General features: G+C 59.8%; 11 protein-coding genes. 10 read left to right on the top strand and 1 reads right to left on the bottom strand.

The features are described from left to right. Position 1: 1 nt before the first annotated feature. Positions 2–1,027, top strand: a complete 1,026-nt coding sequence (locus AB4Z13_RS09295; RefSeq protein ID WP_310385437.1) for an ABC transporter permease — start codon at positions 2–4, stop codon at positions 1,025–1,027. A gap of 54 nt (positions 1,028–1,081) precedes the next feature. Here AB4Z13_RS09295 and AB4Z13_RS09290 read toward each other — a convergent pair whose 3' ends face one another. After that, a complete protein-coding gene (locus AB4Z13_RS09290) occupies positions 1,082–1,561 on the bottom strand; it encodes an NUDIX hydrolase (protein ID WP_439016873.1) in 480 nt (159 codons plus the stop codon). 284 nt (positions 1,562–1,845) lie between these two features. Between AB4Z13_RS09290 and AB4Z13_RS09285 the strand changes: the two genes are divergently transcribed. From AB4Z13_RS09285 to AB4Z13_RS09245, 9 genes are all read left to right on the top strand, one after another. Next, complete coding sequence (locus tag AB4Z13_RS09285; RefSeq protein WP_439016872.1) at positions 1,846–2,904, top strand: dipeptidase; 1,059 nt, start codon at positions 1,846–1,848, stop codon at positions 2,902–2,904. Between the two features lie 44 nt (positions 2,905–2,948). After that, positions 2,949–4,589 carry an ABC transporter substrate-binding protein gene (locus AB4Z13_RS09280; RefSeq protein WP_439016871.1) on the top strand — a complete coding sequence of 547 codons (1,641 nt, stop codon included), beginning with the start codon at positions 2,949–2,951 and terminating at the stop codon, positions 4,587–4,589. Positions 4,590–4,610: 21 nt separating this feature from the next. After that, positions 4,611–5,678 carry an ABC transporter permease gene (locus AB4Z13_RS09275; RefSeq protein ID WP_439016870.1) on the top strand — a complete coding sequence of 356 codons (1,068 nt, stop codon included), beginning with the start codon at positions 4,611–4,613 and terminating at the stop codon, positions 5,676–5,678. Further along, a complete protein-coding gene (locus AB4Z13_RS09270) occupies positions 5,675–6,610 on the top strand; it encodes an ABC transporter permease (protein ID WP_442205966.1) in 936 nt (311 codons plus the stop codon). Before AB4Z13_RS09275 ends, AB4Z13_RS09270 begins: the two co-directional genes overlap by 4 nt. After that, entirely contained in the window at positions 6,607–7,440 is an 834-nt protein-coding gene (locus AB4Z13_RS09265) for an ABC transporter ATP-binding protein (protein ID WP_113319860.1), read from the top strand. The genes AB4Z13_RS09270 and AB4Z13_RS09265 overlap by 4 nt, the downstream gene beginning before the upstream one ends. Next, the gene (locus AB4Z13_RS09260) at positions 7,437–8,186 is read left to right on the top strand and encodes an ABC transporter ATP-binding protein (protein ID WP_439016869.1); all 750 of its coding nucleotides are present in this window, start codon (positions 7,437–7,439) and stop codon (positions 8,184–8,186) included. The genes AB4Z13_RS09265 and AB4Z13_RS09260 overlap by 4 nt, the downstream gene beginning before the upstream one ends. Positions 8,187–8,348: 162 nt before the next feature. Further along, complete coding sequence (locus tag AB4Z13_RS09255) at positions 8,349–8,537, top strand: hypothetical protein (protein WP_113319858.1); 189 nt, start codon at positions 8,349–8,351, stop codon at positions 8,535–8,537. 858 nt (positions 8,538–9,395) lie between these two features. Further along, a complete protein-coding gene (locus tag AB4Z13_RS09250; protein ID WP_442205965.1) occupies positions 9,396–17,897 on the top strand; it encodes a GH36-type glycosyl hydrolase domain-containing protein in 8,502 nt (2,833 codons plus the stop codon). Positions 17,898–17,996: 99 nt separating this feature from the next. Then, a complete protein-coding gene (locus AB4Z13_RS09245) occupies positions 17,997–19,229 on the top strand; it encodes an OpgC family protein (RefSeq protein ID WP_439016867.1) in 1,233 nt (410 codons plus the stop codon). Positions 19,230–19,321 lie beyond the last annotated feature (92 nt).

Genomic DNA, 19,321 nt, shown 5'->3' with positions numbered 1-19,321 from the left:
CATGACTACCAAGGCAGCAGAGGGTACGGCTCCGCTCGCAACCCGGCCGAGAAGGCGGCGTGTGCCGCCGGAACTCAGCATCTTCCTCGTGTTGGTTGGTATTGCGCTCATCTACGAAATCCTTGGCTGGATCTTCATCGGCCAGAGCTTCCTTCTGAACTCGCAGCGCCTGACGATCATGATCCTGCAGGTTTCCGTCATCGGCATTATCGCCGTCGGCGTCACCCAGGTCATCATCACCGGCGGCATCGATCTTTCGTCGGGCTCGGTCGTCGGCATGACAGCGATGATCGCAACGAGCTTCGCCCAGTCCTCTACCTGGGGACGAGCCGTCTTCCCGTCGCTGACCGACCTGCCGGCTCTCGTGCCGATCATGATCGGCCTGCTGATCGGGGCGGCGGCCGGTCTCATAAACGGCGCGCTCATCGCCTACACGAAGATACCGCCGTTTATCGCGACGCTCGGCATGTTCGTTTCGGCCAGAGGTGTGGCGAAGTGGTATACGAAGGGACAGCCGGTTTCCGGCATTACCGAGCAGTTTCATTTCATTGGAACCAAGGCGTGGCCGGTTGTCGTTTTCCTCGTCGTCGCGCTGATCTTTCATATTGCGCTGCGCTACACGCGCTATGGCAAGTTCACCTATGCCATCGGCGCGAACCCGCAGGCTGCGCGCGTATCTGGCATCAATATCGAGGCGCACCTCGTCAAGGTCTATGTGATCGCGGGACTGCTTGCCGGTCTTGCCGGTATCGTCACGGCAGCGCGCGCTGAAACCGCGCAAGCGAGCATGGGGGTCGGGTATGAACTCGACGCGATTGCCGCGACCGTCATCGGCGGCACCTCGCTTACCGGCGGCGTCGGGCGCATCACCGGCACCGTCATCGGCACCATCATCCTCGGCGTCATGACGTCAGGCTTCACTTTCCTCAGGATCGATGCCTATTACCAGGAAATCGTCAAGGGCGTCATCATCATCGCGGCCGTCGTCATTGACGTCTACAGGCAGAAGAAACGAACCAAGCACTGAACCGAAAAAAGGGGGCTTCGGCCCCCTTCATTGTTTCATGGAGAATGACTGCGATCACAACGAAGAATCCAGGGCTCCCGATATCTTCACATGTTGCATGAGTTTCTGGCGATCACCCAAAATCATCTCGGAAGGAATATCGGCCGGGTAGAAGAGAGCGATTTCCAGTCCCTCCGCGATAGCGTCATCCATTGGTCCCGGCAGCTCTTCCTCACGCATCCGTGCCTCGAAGACGGTGAGCAGAAAATCGAAGGTTTCGCCTTGTGGTGAAATAAACTTTTTTCGTTCGACTTCGATCAGATCTACCAGGTCCAAAGACACGCCGATCTCTTCAGATATCTCCCGGCGAAATGCGGCGGAGAAATCCTCGCCTTCTTCGACCGTTCCGCCCGGCAGAGACCAGCCTGCATGCATACCGCTTCTCTTCGCCAAGACGATTTGGCCTCTGGCATTATGGACGATGCCGATCGCTCCGCCCAACGCCCGGCGGGAAAAGTGCTTGTGTTTCTGTGTCTCAAAATCGGTTTCCTGCAAGGGCTGATCGGCTGTCGTCAGCCTGGCATCCGGGTATTGTCGAATAAGCGCCTGGAAAATTTCCTCACTTATGGGGTTCTCTCAGATCATTGGCAGAAAAAGACGTTCCGCGGCGGTTGAGCCTGCGGACTGCGGCATCCAAGGTATTTGCGACGTTACCTTTTTACATCGCAAAATTGCACGGTTTCTCCATTGCGCATTTGTAAAAAAATAGGTGGCGCTTTCTGCCAGCTTTTCTATTCTTGCCGCTTCGATCCGCCCGTTCGGGCAGTGCAGGAAAGCAGATGCAACTCGTATTCGACGGTCATAACGACGTTCTCCTTCGACTCTGGTCCCATGCGAAAGACGGAAGTGATCCGGTTGCGGAATTTGCGAACGGCACGACCGCAGGCCATATAGATGCCCCGCGGTCAAAGGCCGGCGGTCTGGCGGGTGGCCTTTGTGCTATCTACATTCCCTCGGGCGATCTGGTTTTTGCCGATCCGGATGGGAACGGCCACTACGCAACGCCGCTTGCTGCCCCCCTTGATCCACTGCCGTCGCTCACAATTGCTACGGAAATGGCGGCGATTGCGCTCCGGCTCGACCGTGCCGGCGCCTGGCGGCTCTGCCGCACGGTGAAAGATATCCGTAAGGCGATGGCATCAGGCATTTTCGCTGCTGTCATGCATATCGAAGGCTGTGAGGCGATCAGCGCCGATCTTGCTGCGCTTGATGTCTTTTATGCCGCCGGGCTGCGCTCGCTCGGCCCGGTGTGGAGCCGGCACAATATCTTCGGTCATGGCGTGCCCTTTGCCTTCCCGAGCTCGCCGGATACGGCGCCGGGTCTGACGGAAGCCGGCTTCGCGCTGGTGAGCGAGTGCAATCGTCTCGGCATCATGGTCGACCTTGCCCATATCACCGAGAAGGGCTTCTGGGATGTGGCGAAGACGAGCGATCAGCCGCTTGTAGCCAGCCATTCCAACGTCCATGCGCTGACGCCGGTCGCGCGCAACCTCACCGACAGGCAGCTTGATGCGATCCGTGAGCGTCGCGGGCTCGTTGGCGTGAACTACGCCACCGCCATGCTTCGTCCAGACGGCCGCTCCGATGTAGACACGCCGCTTTCCGACATGATCCGCCATATCGACTATCTCGTGAACCGCGTCGGGATCGACTGCGTGGCGCTCGGCTCGGACTTTGACGGTGCTACCATTCCGGAAGAAATCGGTGATGCCTCGGGCAACCAGAGGCTGATTGCCGCTCTCCGGCAAGCTGGCTATGGTGAGGAGGACTTGACCAAAATGGCCAGCGAAAACTGGCTTCGCATTCTGGCTTCGGCGTGGAGGGAAGAGGACGCCTGAAACCAAATAATACTTAGTAATCAATCAAAACAGGGGAACAAACCATGATGATTACCAAACTCAACCGCAGCTTTCGTCTTCTTTCCGCAGGGGCTGCGCTTTCGCTCCTGATGGTAGCAGCGCCTGCGGTCTTTGCAGAGACGCCGAAGGACACGCTCGTCGAAGGTTTTGCCATCGACGACATCATCACGATGGATCCGGGCGAAGCTTTCGAGCTTTCGACTGCGGAAGTCACAAGCAACACCTACAGCCTGCTCGTTCGTCTCGACATGAACGACACGTCAAAGATCAAGGGCGATCTCGCCGACAGCTGGACCGTTTCCGATGACGGCCTGACCTATACGTTCAAGCTGAAGCCGGATCTGAAGTTTGCTTCCGGCAATCCGATCACCGCCGAAGACGTTGCCTGGTCCTTCGAGCGTGCCGTGAAGCTCGACAAGAGCCCGGCCTTCATTCTCACCCAGTTCGGCTTGACTGGCGATAACGTCACCGAAAAGGCAAAGGCCGTCGATCCGACCACCTTCACCTTCACTGTCGACAAGGCCTATGCGCCGAGCTTCGTGCTGAACTGCCTGACGGCAACGGTGGCTTCTGTCGTCGACAAGAAGCTGGTTCTCGATCATGTGAAACCGGTCACTGTCGATGCCGACCACAAATACGACAACGACTTCGGCAACGAGTGGCTGAAGACGAATTATGCCGGCTCCGGCGCTTACAAGCTGCGTGAGTGGCGCGCCAACGAAGTCGTCGTCATGGAGCGTAACGACAATTATTACGGCGAGAAGGCAAAGCTTAATCGCGTCATTTACCGCTACATGAAGGAAAGCTCCGCTCAGCGCCTGGCGCTTGAGGCCGGTGATATCGATATCGCCCGCAACCTGGAGCCCGGTGACCTCGACGCCGTGACCAAGAATGCGGATCTGGCGACGACCAATGCGCCGAAGAGCACGGTCTATTATGTCAGCCTTAACGGCAAGAACGAGAATCTGAAGAAGCCTGAGGTCCAGGAAGCCTTCAAATATCTCGTCGACTACGATGCAATCGGCGCGACCCTCATCAAGGGCATCGGCGAGATCCACCAGACTTTCCTGCCGACCGGCCAGCTCGGTGCGCTGAATGAGAACCCCTACAAGCTCGACGTTGCAAAGGCGAAGGAACTGCTCGCCAAGGCCGGCCTGCCGGATGGTTTCTCGGTCACCATGGATGTGCGCAACACGCAGCCGGTCACCGGCATTGCCGAATCCATGCAGCAGACACTCGCCCAGGCCGGCGTGAAGATGGAAATCATCCCCGGTGACGGCAAGCAGACGCTGACCAAGTACCGCGCTCGCACGCACGACATATATATCGGCCAGTGGGGCTCGGACTATTTCGACCCGAACTCCAACGCCGACACGTTCACATCCAACCCGGACAATTCCGACGCCGGTACGGTGAAGACGCTCGCATGGCGCAATACCTGGGAAGCGCCCGAACTCGACAAGGAAACGAAGGCCGCCCTTCTTGAACGTGACGCCGCTAAGCGTGCGGCCATGTATGAGGATGTCCAGAAAAAGTTCCTGGCCAACAGCCCCTTCGTCGTCATCTTCCAGCAGATCGAAGTGGCCGGCTATCGCAAGAGCCTCAAGGACTTCAAGCTGGGTCCCAGCTTCGACACGAACTATGTAGGCCCGATCTCGAAGTGATGAGCCGGCTAGGCTGATCCAGTGAGCATCGTCGAAACAAGACAGGAGGCGCGGCCCCGCAAGGGCCGTGCACTCTCCTTTGCGAAGGCGCTGGGGCGTTTCCTCTTCGCCGCCGCCACCACCTATCTCGGCCTTCTGGCCGTCACCTTCTTCATCGGCCGCGTTGTGCCGATCGATCCCGTGCTCGCCATACTCGGCGACCGCGCGCCGACCCATGTCGTCGAGCGAGTCCGCCGCGAGATGGGCTTTGACCTGCCGCTCTACGAGCAGTTCTATATCTATCTAAAAGGCATCCTTTCCGGTGATTTCGGCAATTCCGTCCTGACCACCAATCCGGTCATGGTCGATATTCGCCGCGTCTTCCCGGCGACGCTGGAACTTGCGACCGTCGGCACGATCATCGGCTCTGTTGTCGGTGTGCCGCTTGGCGTTCTCGCTGCCGTGCGCCGCGGCAGCATTGCCGACCAGGTCGTGCGCGTCATCGGCCTCGTCGGCTATTCGGTGCCGATCTTCTGGCTGGCGCTGATCTCGCTCGTCATCTTCTATGCGCGGCTGCGCTGGGTGGCTTTCCCTGGCCGTATCGACATCGTCTATGAGTACAGTTTTACGCCGGTCACCGGCTTCTATCTCCTCGATAGTGCCTGGCAGGGGCAGTGGGATGTTTTCTACGACGTCTTCCGCCACATCATCCTGCCGGCCTCGCTGCTGGGCTATTTCTCGCTCGCCTATATCAGCCGTATGACCCGCAGCTTCATGCTGAATGAGCTGTCGCAGGAATATGTGGTGGCAGCCCGCGCCAAGGGCCTATCGGAAACGCGGGTGATCTGGGGTCATGCGCTGAGAAATGCGGCGGTGCCGCTCGTCACCGTCATAGCGCTTTCCTATGCGGGCCTGCTTGAAGGCTCGGTGCTGACGGAGACGGTCTTCTCCTGGCCGGGCATCGGCCTCTACATCACCAACTCGCTGCAAAACGCCGACATGAACGCCGTACTTGGCGGCACGATCATCATCGGCACGGTCTTTGTCGGCATCAACCTTATTTCCGATCTTCTCTATCGGATACTCGACCCGAGGACGCGCAACCGATGACGGTTCCGACCACGCCTTCCACGCCCTTGAGCCGCCGTGACTGGTTGCTGTCCGACCGGCCGCAGTCACGCATGCAGGCCCGGCTCGGCCGCGCCTACGTTACCTGGCGGCAGTTTACGGCAAACCGGCTTGCCGTCGTGGGCCTGCTGATCATCGTGGCGCTGCTACTGATTGCTGCGTTTGCCAATCTGATCGCCACCCACAATCCCGTTGTCGGCGATCTCATGAATGCCCGCCTGCTGCCGCCCGGCAGCGCCGGCTATCTGCTCGGCACCGACGATCAGGGCCGCGATATCTTCTCACGTCTCGTTTACGGCTCGCGGCTGACATTGCTCGTGGTCGTGCTGGTCGCCATCATCTCCGCGCCTGTTGGACTCATCGTCGGCACTGTGTCGGGCTATGCCGGAGGATGGGTGGATGCGACGCTGATGCGTATCACCGATATCTTCCTTGCCTTCCCGAAGCTCGTCCTCGCGCTCGCCTTCGTCGCAGCCCTCGGGCCCGGCATCCAGAACGCCATCATCGCCATCGCCATCACCTCCTGGCCGCCTTATGCGCGCATCGCCCGCGCCGAGACACTGACGGTCCGGCGGTCCGACTATATCTCGGCGGTCAAGCTGATGGGCGCCTCGCCGCTGCGCATCATTATCAGGCACGTCATGCCGCTCTGCATCTCCTCGTTGATCGTGCGCGTGACGCTCGACATGGCGGGTATCATCCTGACGGCCGCCGGCCTCGGCTTCCTCGGCCTCGGCGCACAGCCGCCACTGCCGGAATGGGGCGCATTGATCGCCTCCGGGCGCCGCTTCATCCTCGACCAGTGGTGGGTCGCGGCCATGCCCGGCATTGCCATCCTCGTCGTCAGCCTCGGCTTCAACCTGTTGGGTGACGGCCTGCGCGATGCGCTCGATCCGAAGGAGGCCGGCCAATGAGCTCGCTTCTGACCGTCGAAAACCTGCGTGTCAGCTATCCGACCCGCACTGGTGTTATCGAGGCCGTGCGCAGCGTGTCGTTCACGCTCGGCAAGGAGCGTCTCGGTATCGTCGGCGAATCCGGCTCCGGCAAGTCGCAGACCGGCCGCGCCATCATGGGGCTGACACCGACGCATGGTGTCGTCACCGCCGACGCGCTGGATTTCAGCGGCCTCGATCTCCTCAAGGCTTCGGCTGCCGAACGGCGCAAGCTGCGCGGCAAACGTATCGCCATGATCCTCCAGGATCCGAAATATTCGCTCGATCCGGTCATGACCATCGGCAAGCAGATCTGTGAAACATTGCGCACCCATGAGAAGGTCGGCAAAGGCGAGGCGCGAGACCGTGCGCTCGACATGCTGGAAGCGGTACAGATCCGCGATCCCAACCGTGTCTTCGGTCTCTATCCTCACGAGGTTTCGGGTGGCATGGGCCAGCGCGCGATGATCGCCATGATGCTGATCGCCGGGCCGGAACTGCTGATCGCCGACGAGCCCACTTCGGCCCTCGACGTAACAGTCCAGCTCGATGTCTTGAGGATCATGGACCGGCTGGTGTCCGACCGTGGTATGGGGCTGATCTTCGTCTCCCACGATCTGAGACTCGTCTCCTCTTTCTGCGACCGTGTCATCGTCATGTATGCCGGTCGTATCGTCGAAGAGATCGCCGCATCCGAGCTTCGCAACGCGAAGCATCCCTATACGCAAGGCCTGCTGAACTGCATGCCGCAGATCGGTGAAGACAGGCATCCGCTGCCGGTTCTCGACCGCAAGCCGGAGTGGGCTCTATGAGTACGGCGCTGTCTGCAGACCACCTTGGTGTCGTCTACGACCATTTCCATGCGCTGAAGGATGTGAGCGTTTCCATCGAAAGCGGCGAATCCTTCGGCCTCGTCGGTGAGTCCGGCTCGGGCAAATCGACGCTGCTGCGCGCGGTCGCCGGGCTTGCGCCTGTCAGCGAGGGAACGATCCGCATTCACGGCGAGCCGCTTAAAGGTTCGAAGCGCAGCAAAGGCTTCTATCGAAGCGTCCAGATGGTCTTCCAGGATCCCTACGGGTCGCTGCATCCGCGCCAGACCGTCGACCGGCTGCTTCTGGAACCGCTCGCCATCCACGGTATCAGCGACAGCGAGAAGCGCATCGCACGGGCGCTTGACGAAGTCGGGCTCGGCAATGGTTTCCGCTTCCGCTACCCGCATCAGCTTTCCGGAGGCCAGCGGCAGCGTGTGGCGATCGCCCGCGCATTGATTGTCGAGCCATCCATCCTGCTGCTCGATGAGCCGACATCGGCGCTCGACGCCTCCGTACAGGCGGAGGTTCTCAATCTGCTGGAGCAGATCCGGCGGGACCGGAAACTGACATTCGTCATGGTCAGCCACGATCTTGGGGTCATCACCCATATGTGCAAGAGGCTTGCCGTGATGCGCGGCGGCGCTGTTGTTGAACGGCTGACATCGGCCGAACTTGCCGCCGGGAGCGTTCACGAGGAGTACACGCGAAATTTGATGATCGCGAGCAAGGGTTTCGTGAAGGCTTGAAAGCCAATGTTTTCAAGCCCTTGAAAAATATCGCATGCCGTCGGCGTTAAGGATAATGTTTCCCTAAAACACGACCATTCGACTAGACTATTGACAGCTGCCTTAGTTCTGTCATGATCCCGTTAACGACCGTTAGCTTTCGTGATCGATGGAGGTTGAGGCATGTTCTTTCTCGGTGGGATGACCATGGGTTACCTCGATCCTCCTGTTAAGGTCGAGCGGAGGGAAACCGCCTCCGTGACTATCCCGGCAGAAAAGGATCGCCGGTTGATCGAGACATCCCCCAATGCACCCCAGAGCGACAGCGCCGTCGAGCGTTCCTGGATCTGGGCATGGCGCACGCTCTGCTGAGTTGGCGCCTGGGTGGATTTTCTCTTCCGTCTGCTCTGGACGGAATTTTATCTCTATCTACCTTATAGAGAATGTAAGAATATAAATGCGAGCTGGCAATTCGGCCGCAAAACAAACAGGCGGAGGCGACACATGGCAAATCTGGGTATTTCGCATACTCACGTGAACCAGTACGGATCCGTACCGGCAAAGAAGCCGGTCACTACGCGGCACAGAATCCAGACCGCGATCCATGCAACATTTTTCACGGCGGCTTTCCTTTTCGTCGTCGCTATGGTTTGCGGCGTCGTCGGCTGACACCGGCGCGTTCGAGGCGCTGACTGATGGCGTCTATTTGATTGAATATTCTCCTATCCGGAACAATTGGGATGCGTTGGCATTCTCCTGACACTTCGGTGTTGTTTAGGGAGAGTGGTCGTGAAAGGCATCCTGCTATGGCAGATCGGTATCCCGATCCCGTCATCATCCTTCTTTACCTGTTCCACGCAATCTAGCCCATTCCGGAAAGTAGACGTGAGGCGCTGATAGTGCCGTGAACGCCGTGCAGGCGCATGGATATCGTCCATGCGCCTTTTTCACGCCGGCGGAAGGGCAGCGGAGAAACAGGGTCCTTTGACTTGAATTATCGCAAGAATGTCCAACTTTCCCGGGTGGCTTCGCAGGGAGGGCATAAGTCGGCCATGACCGTCGCAAAGTTACGTCCGAAGCCGGTCGGTTCGTTACTCCAAAGCGCTCCGACCGTCCGTTTATCTTGCTTTCCCGACTTCGAAGATGACCGGCGCGTTCATGCAAGAGTCATCGTAAGCAATGCAGAACCTAGCCGAAATCATAACGTCGTTTGGATCCAGAACCGAACCCATGGCCATTTCAAGTCCGTCTCCGAGCCTGTCGTACGAGCCTGAGAACAAGCAGATCGACCACAGTGATTCGATCCGCTCGACTTATCTGTCCAACGAGGACATCAGGGCCATGGGCGAAAGCGTAGCCTGCGGCACCGTGAGCGAGTTGCCGGCCTTCGCAGCGTTCGATTTCTTTGCGCGCCACAAGGAAAACGAGAAGGAAATCCTGCGCGTCTACCGCACAACTGCGACCGACGCCGAGGCCGGGGAGGCGATCACGCCGGCCGCCGAATGGCTGCTGGACAATCACTACATCGTCGAGGAAGCAATTCAGGAAGTCCGCCGCGACTTCCCGCGCCGGTTCTATCAAGAACTGCCGCTCATGAAAGTCGGCGGCGTCGAGATCCCCCGCACGCTCGTACTGGCCTGGCTTTATGTCGCCCATACTCACGGCACCATCTCACAGGAAAGCCTGACAGCGCTGGTCGACGGCTTCCAGCAGCACGAAACCCTCAAGATCGGTGAGCTCTGGGCGTTGCCGTCGCTGGTGCGCTACGTGCTGGTCGAAAACCTCCGTCGTATTTCGAGCCGCGTCGAGCGAAGCCGCCGCCTGCGCCGTCGCGCCAACGAGGCCGCCAACGAATTGGTGCGTCTCGCTGATACCGCAAAGGCTGCCGCCTATCTGAAGACGCTGGAAGAGCTTGCCGAGGATAACACTTTCTCGACCCAATTCCTCTACCGCATGCGTGATGGTTCGCAGACGTCGAGCCTGGCGATCTCCTGGCTCGACGAGCGTTTGGAAAAGCTTGGGCGCGACAGCGAGGAGGCGATGATGGCGGAGCATAGCCGCCTCTCCGCCGGCAATGTCACGATGGGCAACATCATCCGCAGCCTGCGCGAGATCAACGATGCGGAGTGGTCGGTTTGGGTCGAGCAGGTCAGCCACGTCGACAGGTTGCTCTGGGATCAGTCCGGCTACGGTGCTCTCGACTCCGGTTCGCGCAACAGCTATCGCCGGCAGATCGAAAGGCTTGCCAGGCGCTCGCCGCTGAGCGAGGTGCAAATCGCCCAGCTTGCTGTCGATATGGTGTCCGAGGCCAGGCTTTCCGATGAGCCGCTGCCGCATGAGCCTGACATTGGCGGCTTCATTGCGGGCGCTCAACGCCTAAAATTCGAAGCGCGCGCAGACTACCGCCCGACGCTGGCGCAGCACGTCATTCGCGCGGTGCGCAAATTCAATTGGATGGCCATCGCCATTCCGGTCGCGCTGATCACGATCATCGCCATGGGGATCGTCGGCGGGTTTATGGCCAATGCCGGCATGGGGTCGGTTGAAATCGCCCTGCTGCTCATCCTGTTCGCATTGCCGGCCTCGGAAGGTGCGAGCGGGCTTTTCAACACTGTTCTCTCTTTCTTCGTCACGCCGGCGCGGCTTGTCGGTTATGAGTTCAAACAAGGCATTCCGGAGGATGCGCGCACGCTCCTCGTCGTGCCGTGCTTGATTTCTGATCGCGATAGCGTCGATGAGATGGTGCGCAATCTCGAGGTCCATTATCTCGCCAATCCACGCGGCGAGATCTATTTCGCGTTGCTGAGCGACTGGCCGGATAGCGAGGTTGAGGAAACTTCCGCCGATCTCGAAGTGTTGGAATATGCACGCCGGGAGGTCGCTAATCTCTCAGCCCGCTATGCCCATGACGGCAAGACGCGCTTCTATCTGCTGCATCGCCGCCGCCTCTACAATCCATCTGAAGGTGTGTGGATGGGCTGGGAGCGCAAGCGCGGCAAGCTGCACGAGTTGAACCTGCTGCTGCGCGGCGACCGCGATACGACCTATCTGCCAGGCGCCAACACCGTGCCGGCCGATATAGAATATGTCATGACGCTCGATGCCGATACGCGCCTGATGCGCGATACCGTCACGAAACTCGTCGGCAAGCTCCATCATCCGATCAACCGCCCGGTCATTAACCCGGAAAGCGGGCGTGTCGAAAGCGGCTACGGCATTCTGCAGCCGCGCGTCACACCGTCGCTGACGACGGGCAAGGATGCGTCAGTCTTTCAACGCGTCTTTTCGATCAATCGCGGTCTCGATCCCTATGTTTTCACGGTTTCGGATGTCTATCAGGATCTTGCCGGCGAAGGCACATTCACCGGCAAGGGCCTCTATCATGTCGATGCCTTCGAGGCTTCACTGAAGGGGCGTATCGAGGAGAATTCGGTGCTCAGCCATGACCTTCTCGAAGGTTCGATGGCACGTTGCGCACTCGTCACGGATCTCGAACTCGTCGAGGACTTTCCGGTACGCTACGAGGTCGAAACCTCGCGCCAGCATCGCTGGGTGCGCGGCGATTGGCAGCTTCTGCCCTATATGTTCAGTCCGAAACACGGCGTCACCGCGCTCGGGCGCTGGAAGATGTTCGACAATCTGCGCCGGTCGCTGACACCGATCACCTGGTTCGTCGCTTCCGTGCTCGGCTGGTATCTGATGGAGCCATTTGGGGCGCTGATCTGGCAGATCCTGTTGATTTTCTGCCTATTCGTGGCGCCAACCCTTTCGCTCATCAATGGCATCATCCCGCGCAGCAGCGATATTGTCGCCAGCGCCCATCTTTATACTGTCTGGTCGGATATTGCGGCTGCCGATGCCCAGGTGGCGCTGCGCATCATCTTCATTGCCGACACCGTCTGCATGATGGTGGATGCTATCGGCCGATCGCTCCACCGTCTCTTCGTCAGCCGCAAGCTGCTCTTGCAGTGGCGCACTGCGGCCAGCGTCGGGGCAGGCAGGCAGGGTACCATCCTCTCCTACTATAGAGCGATGTGGCATGCTCCGGTTCTGGCGATTCTGTCGGTCGCTTTCGCCGCATTGTCGGGAAATAACTCATTCCTCGTTGGCATTCCCTTTGCGCTCCTTTGGATCTGCTCGCCCGTCGTCGCCTGGTATGTGAGCCAGTCGGCCGAGACGGAAGACCGGCTCGACGTGCCGGATGCAGTCTCCAGCGAGCTGCGCAAGATCGCGCGCCGCACCTGGCGCTACTTCGAGACCTTCACGACGGCGGAGCAGAACTATCTGCCGCCCGACAACGTGCAGGAAACGCCCCATGTCATCGTGGCGACGCGCACTTCGCCCACAAATATTGGCGTCTATCTCCTGTCCGTCATTTCCGGTCGCCATTTCGGCTGGTTCTCCTTCGAGGAGACGATCGAGCGCCTGGAGCAGACGATCGCCACGGTCGACCGCATGGAAAAGTTCCGCGGCCATCTCTTCAACTGGTATCACACCGATACGCTGCAGACGCTGGGACCTCGCTACGTATCGGCGGTCGACAGCGGCAATCTCGCTGGTCACCTGATTGCCATTTCCTCGGCCTGCCGTGACTGGGCGGAAGCACCCTCGGCACATGTCCAGGGCAATCTCGACGGTGTCGGTGACACGGCCGGCATTCTTGATGAAGTGCTGGCTGACCTGCCTGACGACCGCAAGACCGTGCGGCCGCTGCGCCGCCGTCTGGAAGAGCGAATTGCCGGCTTCCAGAATGCGCTTGCCGCCGTCAAGCGCGAGCACGAATTTGCCTCGATCCGTGTCATCAACCTTGCCGTTCTGGCGCGCGACATCCAGAACCTTGCCGGCAACTTGCATCACGAGGTGAAGTCGAAGCAGACGGAAGAGGTCACGTTGTGGGCGGCCTCGCTGGTCAAGGTCTGCGAGGCACACATCTCCGATAGTACCTTCGACCTTTCCAATATCGATGCGTTGCGCCCCCGCCTGATCGCGCTCCGCGACAAGGCCCGCGATCTCGCCTTTTCGATGGATTTCGGCTTCCTATACCGTCCGGAGCGTCGCCTGCTGTCGATCGGGTATCGCGTGGAAAGCGGCGAGCTCGATGCGGCCTGCTACGACCTTCTGGCCTCGGAATGCCGTCTTACCTCGCTCTTCGGTATCGCCAAGGGCGATTTGCCGACGGAGCATTGGTACAAGCTTGGACGCCAGGTCGTGCCGGTCGGCTCTCGTGGTGCACTGGTCTCCTGGTCCGGCTCGATGTTCGAATATCTGATGCCGCCGCTCGTCATGCAGGAGCGCGGCGGAGGCATCCTCAACCAGACCAACAATCTCGTCATTGTCGAACAGATGAACCATGCCCGTAAGCTCGGTACGCCCTGGGGCATCTCGGAAGCGGCCTTCAATGCCCGCGACCATAACCTCAACTATCAGTACACGAACTTCGGCGTGCCTACGCTCGGCCTGAAGCGCGGTCTCGGCCACAATGCCGTCATCGCGCCCTATGCCTCGCTGCTCGCCAGCCAATATGACCCGGAAGCATCGCTCGAAAACCTGCAGAGGCTTCGCAAGCTCGGCGCTCTCGGCAAGTTCGGCTTTCACGACGCCGTCGACTTCACGCCGACACGCGTTCCTGAAGGCAGGAAATGTGCAGTCGTCTATAATTACTATGCCCACCACCATGGCATGTCGATCGCCGCTGTCGCCAACGTTGCCTTCAACGGCCATCTGCGTGAACTCTTCCACTCCGATCCGGTCATCGAAGCGGCCGAACTGCTGCTGCAGGAAAAAGCGCCGCGCGACATCCCGGTCATGAGCGGCAAGGATGAATCCGATACGCCCGCCAGCATCCAGGACGAGTTGATGCGGCCCGTCATCCGTAAAATCGCCGATCCGGCATCGCGCGAACGAGAGCTCGTCTTCCTGTCGAACGGCCATTATTCCCTGATGCTGACTGCAACGGGCGCGGGTTATGCCCGCTGGAACGGTCTATCCGTCTCCCGCTGGAAGCCAGATCCGACCGAAGACCGCTGGGGCAATTTCATCTTCCTGCGCGATACGGTGACCAATGAATGGTGGTCGGCAACATCAGAGCCGAAGAGCGTGGAGGGCGAAACAGTCCGAGTGGAGTTTGCTGACGAGAAGGCCGTGTTCAGCAAGGTTCTTGGCGAGCTTACGAGCGAGGTCGAATGTATCGTTGCCACCGAGCATGATGCGGAAGCCCGCCGCCTGACGCTGTTCAACATGGGTGTGGAGGATCGCTTCATTGAAGTGACGTCCTATCTCGAACCGGTCATCACATCCGACGACACGGACAACGCGCATCCGGCTTTCGCCCGCATGTTCGTCAAAACGGAGATCGACACGCGCGGCGATGTCATCCGTGCCGAGCGCAACAAGCGCGATCCGAACGAAGCGAATATGAGTATCGCGCATCTGATTGTCGACAACGCCGGGGATACGCGACATACGGAATTCGAAACGGAGCGGAGGACGTTCATCGGTCGTGGCCGCAGCCTTTCGAATGCCGCTGCTTTCGATCCGGGTGCCAGCCTTTCCGGCACCGACGGTTTCACGCTGGATCCTGTCCTGTCGTTGCGCCGGACTGTGCGCGTGCCGGCTGGCAAGAAGGTCAGCGTGATCTTCTGGACGATTGCAGCACCTAGCCGTGCCGAGGTGGATAAGGCCATCGATCGCTACCGCCATCCGGATGCCTTCAACCACGAACTCATCCAGGCCTGGACGCGTACACAGGTGCAGATGCGCCATGTCGGTGTCAGTTCGCAGCAGGCGGCAGCGTTCCAGTATCTCGGCCGCTATCTTGTCTATCCCGACATGCAGCTTCGCGGCGAATATGGCGCCGTCCGGGCCGGCATGCAGTCGCAGTCGGCGCTCTGGCCGCTGGCGATTTCGGGCGATTTCCCGATCTTCACGCTGCGCATCGATGACGAGATGGATCTAGAAATCGCCCGCGAAGCGCTGCTGGCGCAGGAATATCTGCGTTCACGCGGGGTGACCGCCGATCTCGTCATCATGAACGAACGGGCCTCTTCCTATGCACAGGATATGCAGCACGCGCTCGACGCCATGTGCGAGGGCGTGCGCCGCATGGGCCAGGCCGATGGTCTGCGCCAGCACATCTTCGCAGTCCGTAAGGATCTAATGGAAGAGGGCACCTATCAGGCACTGCTCGGCGCCTCGCGCGTAACGCTGCATGCGAAGAACGGTAAGGTGGTTGATCAGATCAACCGCGCCCGCCTGCTGTTTACCCCTGTCAAGGAGGAGCCAGAGGACACGGAGATGCCGGTCAAGCGCATACCGCCTCTACCTGCCCCGGCTATCAAGACTATTGCCATTGAGGAGGAAGGCGATCTCGACTTCTGGAATGGCATCGGTGGCTTTGCCCGCGACGGCCGTGAATATGTCGTGCGCCTGCCGGGCGGACAGGCGACGCCGCAGCCTTGGATCAATGTCATCTCGAATGACCGGTTCGGCTTCCATGTATCGGCGGAAGGTGCCGGTTTCACCTGGAGCGTCAATTCGCGTGATTACCAGCTCACCTGCTGGTCGAACGATGCAGTCATCAACCGTTCCGGCGAAGCCCTCTACATAGCGGACCTCGAAAGTGGCGCGGTCATGACGCCGTTTGCAGGGCTTTCCCGTCGCAACGACATTCGCTTCGAAGCGCGCCACGGTCTCGGTTACTCTACTTTCTCCAGCACGCAGCACGAGATCGCGCTGGAAGTGACGCAGACCGTGCATCGCGAGAAGCCGGTGAAGCTGCAGCGCCTGCGTCTGCGTAACACCGGTTCGGCAAGCCGCAAGCTCAGGCTCTACGCCTATGTGGAATGGGTCCTTGGGAATAATCCGCAGAAGACCGCCTCTTTCATCCTGTCGAAACGTGACGAAGAGACAGGCGCGCTGTTTGCGACGAACCCCTACAGCATCGACTATTCGGGTCGCACCGCCTTCCTCGCCGCAAGCGAGACGGTTTCGAGTTTCTCGGCAAGCCGTCGCGAGTTCATCGGCAAGAGCGGGACGATTGAGGCGCCTGTCGCCGTGACCACAGCCGCTGCTCTTTCCGGCTCCACGGACCTTGAAGGCGATCCAGCGGCGATCCTTGCGATCGATATCGAGCTCGGCGCTGACGAAGCGCGCGACGTCACTTTCTTCCTGGGTGATGCGTCCACCGAAGAGGAGGCGCGCACCCTGCTTGCCGATATCAGAAAGGCCTCGTTCGATGAAGCGGTGCAGGCGAACCGGGGCTTTTGGCAGGAGTTTACCGGCAAGCTGCAGATCTCGACGCCGGATCAAGGCATGAACAACCTCGTCAATACCTGGCTGCCCTATCAGAGCCTCGGCTGCCGCATCATGGCCCGGACGGCCTTCTACCAGGCGAGCGGCGCCTTCGGCTTCCGCGACCAGTTGCAGGATACACTCGCCTTCGTGCTGCAGGAGCCTGCGCTTGCGCGAGGCCAGATCATCAATGCGGCCTCGCGCCAGTTCCGCGAGGGGGACGTACAGCACTGGTGGCTGCCGGGGACGGGAGCCGGCGTACGCACCATGATTTCCGACGATGTCGTGTGGCTCGCCTATGCGATCGATCATTATTGCAGTGTCAGCGGTGACAAGAGCGTGCTCGATGAGCAGCTTGCCTTCCTCGAAGGTCCGGCGCTGCTGGAGGGTCAGCACGACTCCTTCTTCAAGCCGGAAATATCCGAGGATACGGTAAGCATCTACGAACATGCAGCCCTCGCGCTCGATCTCGCCATTGCTCGCAAGGGAACGAACGGCCTGCCGCTCTTCCTCGGTGGCGACTGGAACGACGGGATGAATCGCGTCGGCATCGACGGCAGTGGCACGAGTGTCTGGCTCGGCTGGTTCCTTGCCGGCACACTGCGCTCTTTCATACCGTATGCCGAAGACCGGGGCGACAAGGCCCGTGCGAAGCGCTGGAAGGCTCATCTCATCGAACTCAAGAAGGCGCTCGAAAGCGCTGCCTGGGACGGCGATTATTACCGCCGTGGCACTTTCGATGACGGCACGCCGCTCGGCTCGAAGGAGAGCCTGGAATGCCAGATCGATTCGATTGCACAGTCCTGGAGCGTGCTCTCAGGTGAAGGTGATCCGAAGCGGGCCATCAAGGCGATGGATGCGGTGCTCGACCGGCTGGTTGACGAAGATGCACGGATCATCGGCCTCTTCACACCGCCTTTTGAAAGGTCGCTGAAGGATCCGGGCTATATCAAGGCTTATCCGCCGGGCGTTCGCGAGAATGGTGGCCAGTACACACACGCCTCGACCTGGGTGGTCATGGCGCTGGCGGAATTGAAGCGGGGTGACGATGCCCTGCGCTGCTTCCAGATCCTCAATCCGATCACCCATTCGCTGGACAAGGCGGCGGCCGAACGGTATCGCGTCGAGCCCTATGTCGTGGCGGCCGATGTCTATGGCCATGCCCCCTATGTCGGGCGCGGTGGCTGGACCTGGTACACCGGCTCGGCCGGCTGGCTCTACCGCGCGGCGGTGGAAGGTATCCTCGGTATCCGGCTAAAGGGTGGACAACTTTTTGTGAACCCGTCGCTCCCTTCCAATTGGGACGGGTTTGCGGCAGAGATCGAACGCGACGGAAGCAAATACCGCATTTCGGTCTCAAAAGCGTCCAATGCTGAAGGCTACACTCTGTCGATAAACGGCAGCGAAGTCGCCAATCCCCACGAGGGATATCCGGTCGGATAACAGCAATCTCCAAGCTGATTTTCCGACGATTCGCACGGCCAAAGGGGGAACCCTTTTGGCCGGCGTAGCGTTTGCAAAACGGATAACAGGAGAGACACCATGGCAGGTATGCCGACCAAAGCCATTGGCGCCCAACGAAGTTCCATATCAGTGGCGGCGTCCAAGCGTGATACGAGGCTCGATGTGATTCGTGGTCTCGCGCTCATCACGATCTTCATCAATCACGTTCCGGGGCAAATCTTCGAATATATCACGACCAAGAATTTCGGCTTTTCCGATGCCGCCGAAGCCTTCGTGCTGATCTCGGGCATTGCAGTCGGTCTTGCCTATGGCTCGCGCTTCAAAGCGGGTAAGCGGCTGGAAATGGCGATCAAGGCGGCAAGGCGCGCCTTCACACTTTACCTCGCCCATATGATTACCACCTTCGTAACGCTCGCGCTCTTCATCTGCGGCGCCTGGCTGTTCCACCGGCCGGGCCTGTTGGTCGAAATCAACATTCTGGCGGTGCTGATGAACCTGAAGGAGGGCATTCCCGCACTGCTCTTGCTCGGCCATCAGATCGGCTACAACAATATCCTGCCGATGTATGGCGCACTGATGCTGATGGTGCCGTTGATCCTGCTGCTGAACGAGAAGAGCGCGTTGCTGGCGCTTGCCGTTTCCGGCACCGTCTGGCTGCTTGCGGGCATTTACCAGATCGCGCCGCAGAACATGCTTTTCGAGGGAGACTGGTTCCTCAATCCCTTCTCCTGGCAGTTCCTGTTCACGATCGGCATCGTGTCGATGATGCATGTCAAGCGCGGCGGCACGCTTCCCCACCATCCGCTGCTTTTCGCGCTGGCACTCGGCTATGTCGTGCTCTCCTTCATCTGGGTGACGGCGCGTCTTTGGGATATCGGAAACTATCTTGCAGCACTTGGCCTGCCTGCCGTGCTGACCGGCTTCGACAAGACATTCCTGTCGCTGCCGCGCCTCCTGCATGTGCTGGCGCTCGCCTATCTGGTGATCAATATTCCGACGGTGTCCCAGGCTTTCCGCCGCCCGGCCGATCATCCGCTGACGATCCTCGGCCGGCACTCGCTCAATATCTTTGTCGCCGGCACCATCCTGGCGATGGTCGGGCAGGTGCTGCTCTACATTACCAACCGTGACCAGATCATCGGTCCGATCTTTGTGCTTGTCGGCATCGCCGCCCAGTTCGCCTATGCCTATCATCTCGAATACAAGCGCGAACAGGAAAACACTCGGCCTCTTGCCAGCGGCGGCGCTATTCCGGTGCCCGTCCGCATCAGCCGTGGAGTGGACGCCTATAGCCAGGGCAAGCGCAAATAGGCAGGCTTCCTTAAGGAATACGGAGCCGGCGGTCGAAGAGGCCGCCGGCTTTTTCGCCGAGCGTTGGGTGGTTACGCCTTGACGCAGTTGTT

Origin of the sequence: Rhizobium sp. YAF28 (assembly GCF_052113285.1) — a bacterium.
Classification (GTDB): domain Bacteria; phylum Pseudomonadota; class Alphaproteobacteria; order Rhizobiales; family Rhizobiaceae; genus Rhizobium.
Note: the sequence above shows the minus strand (reverse complement) of the source record. Positions and strands in the feature narration are given on the sequence as shown.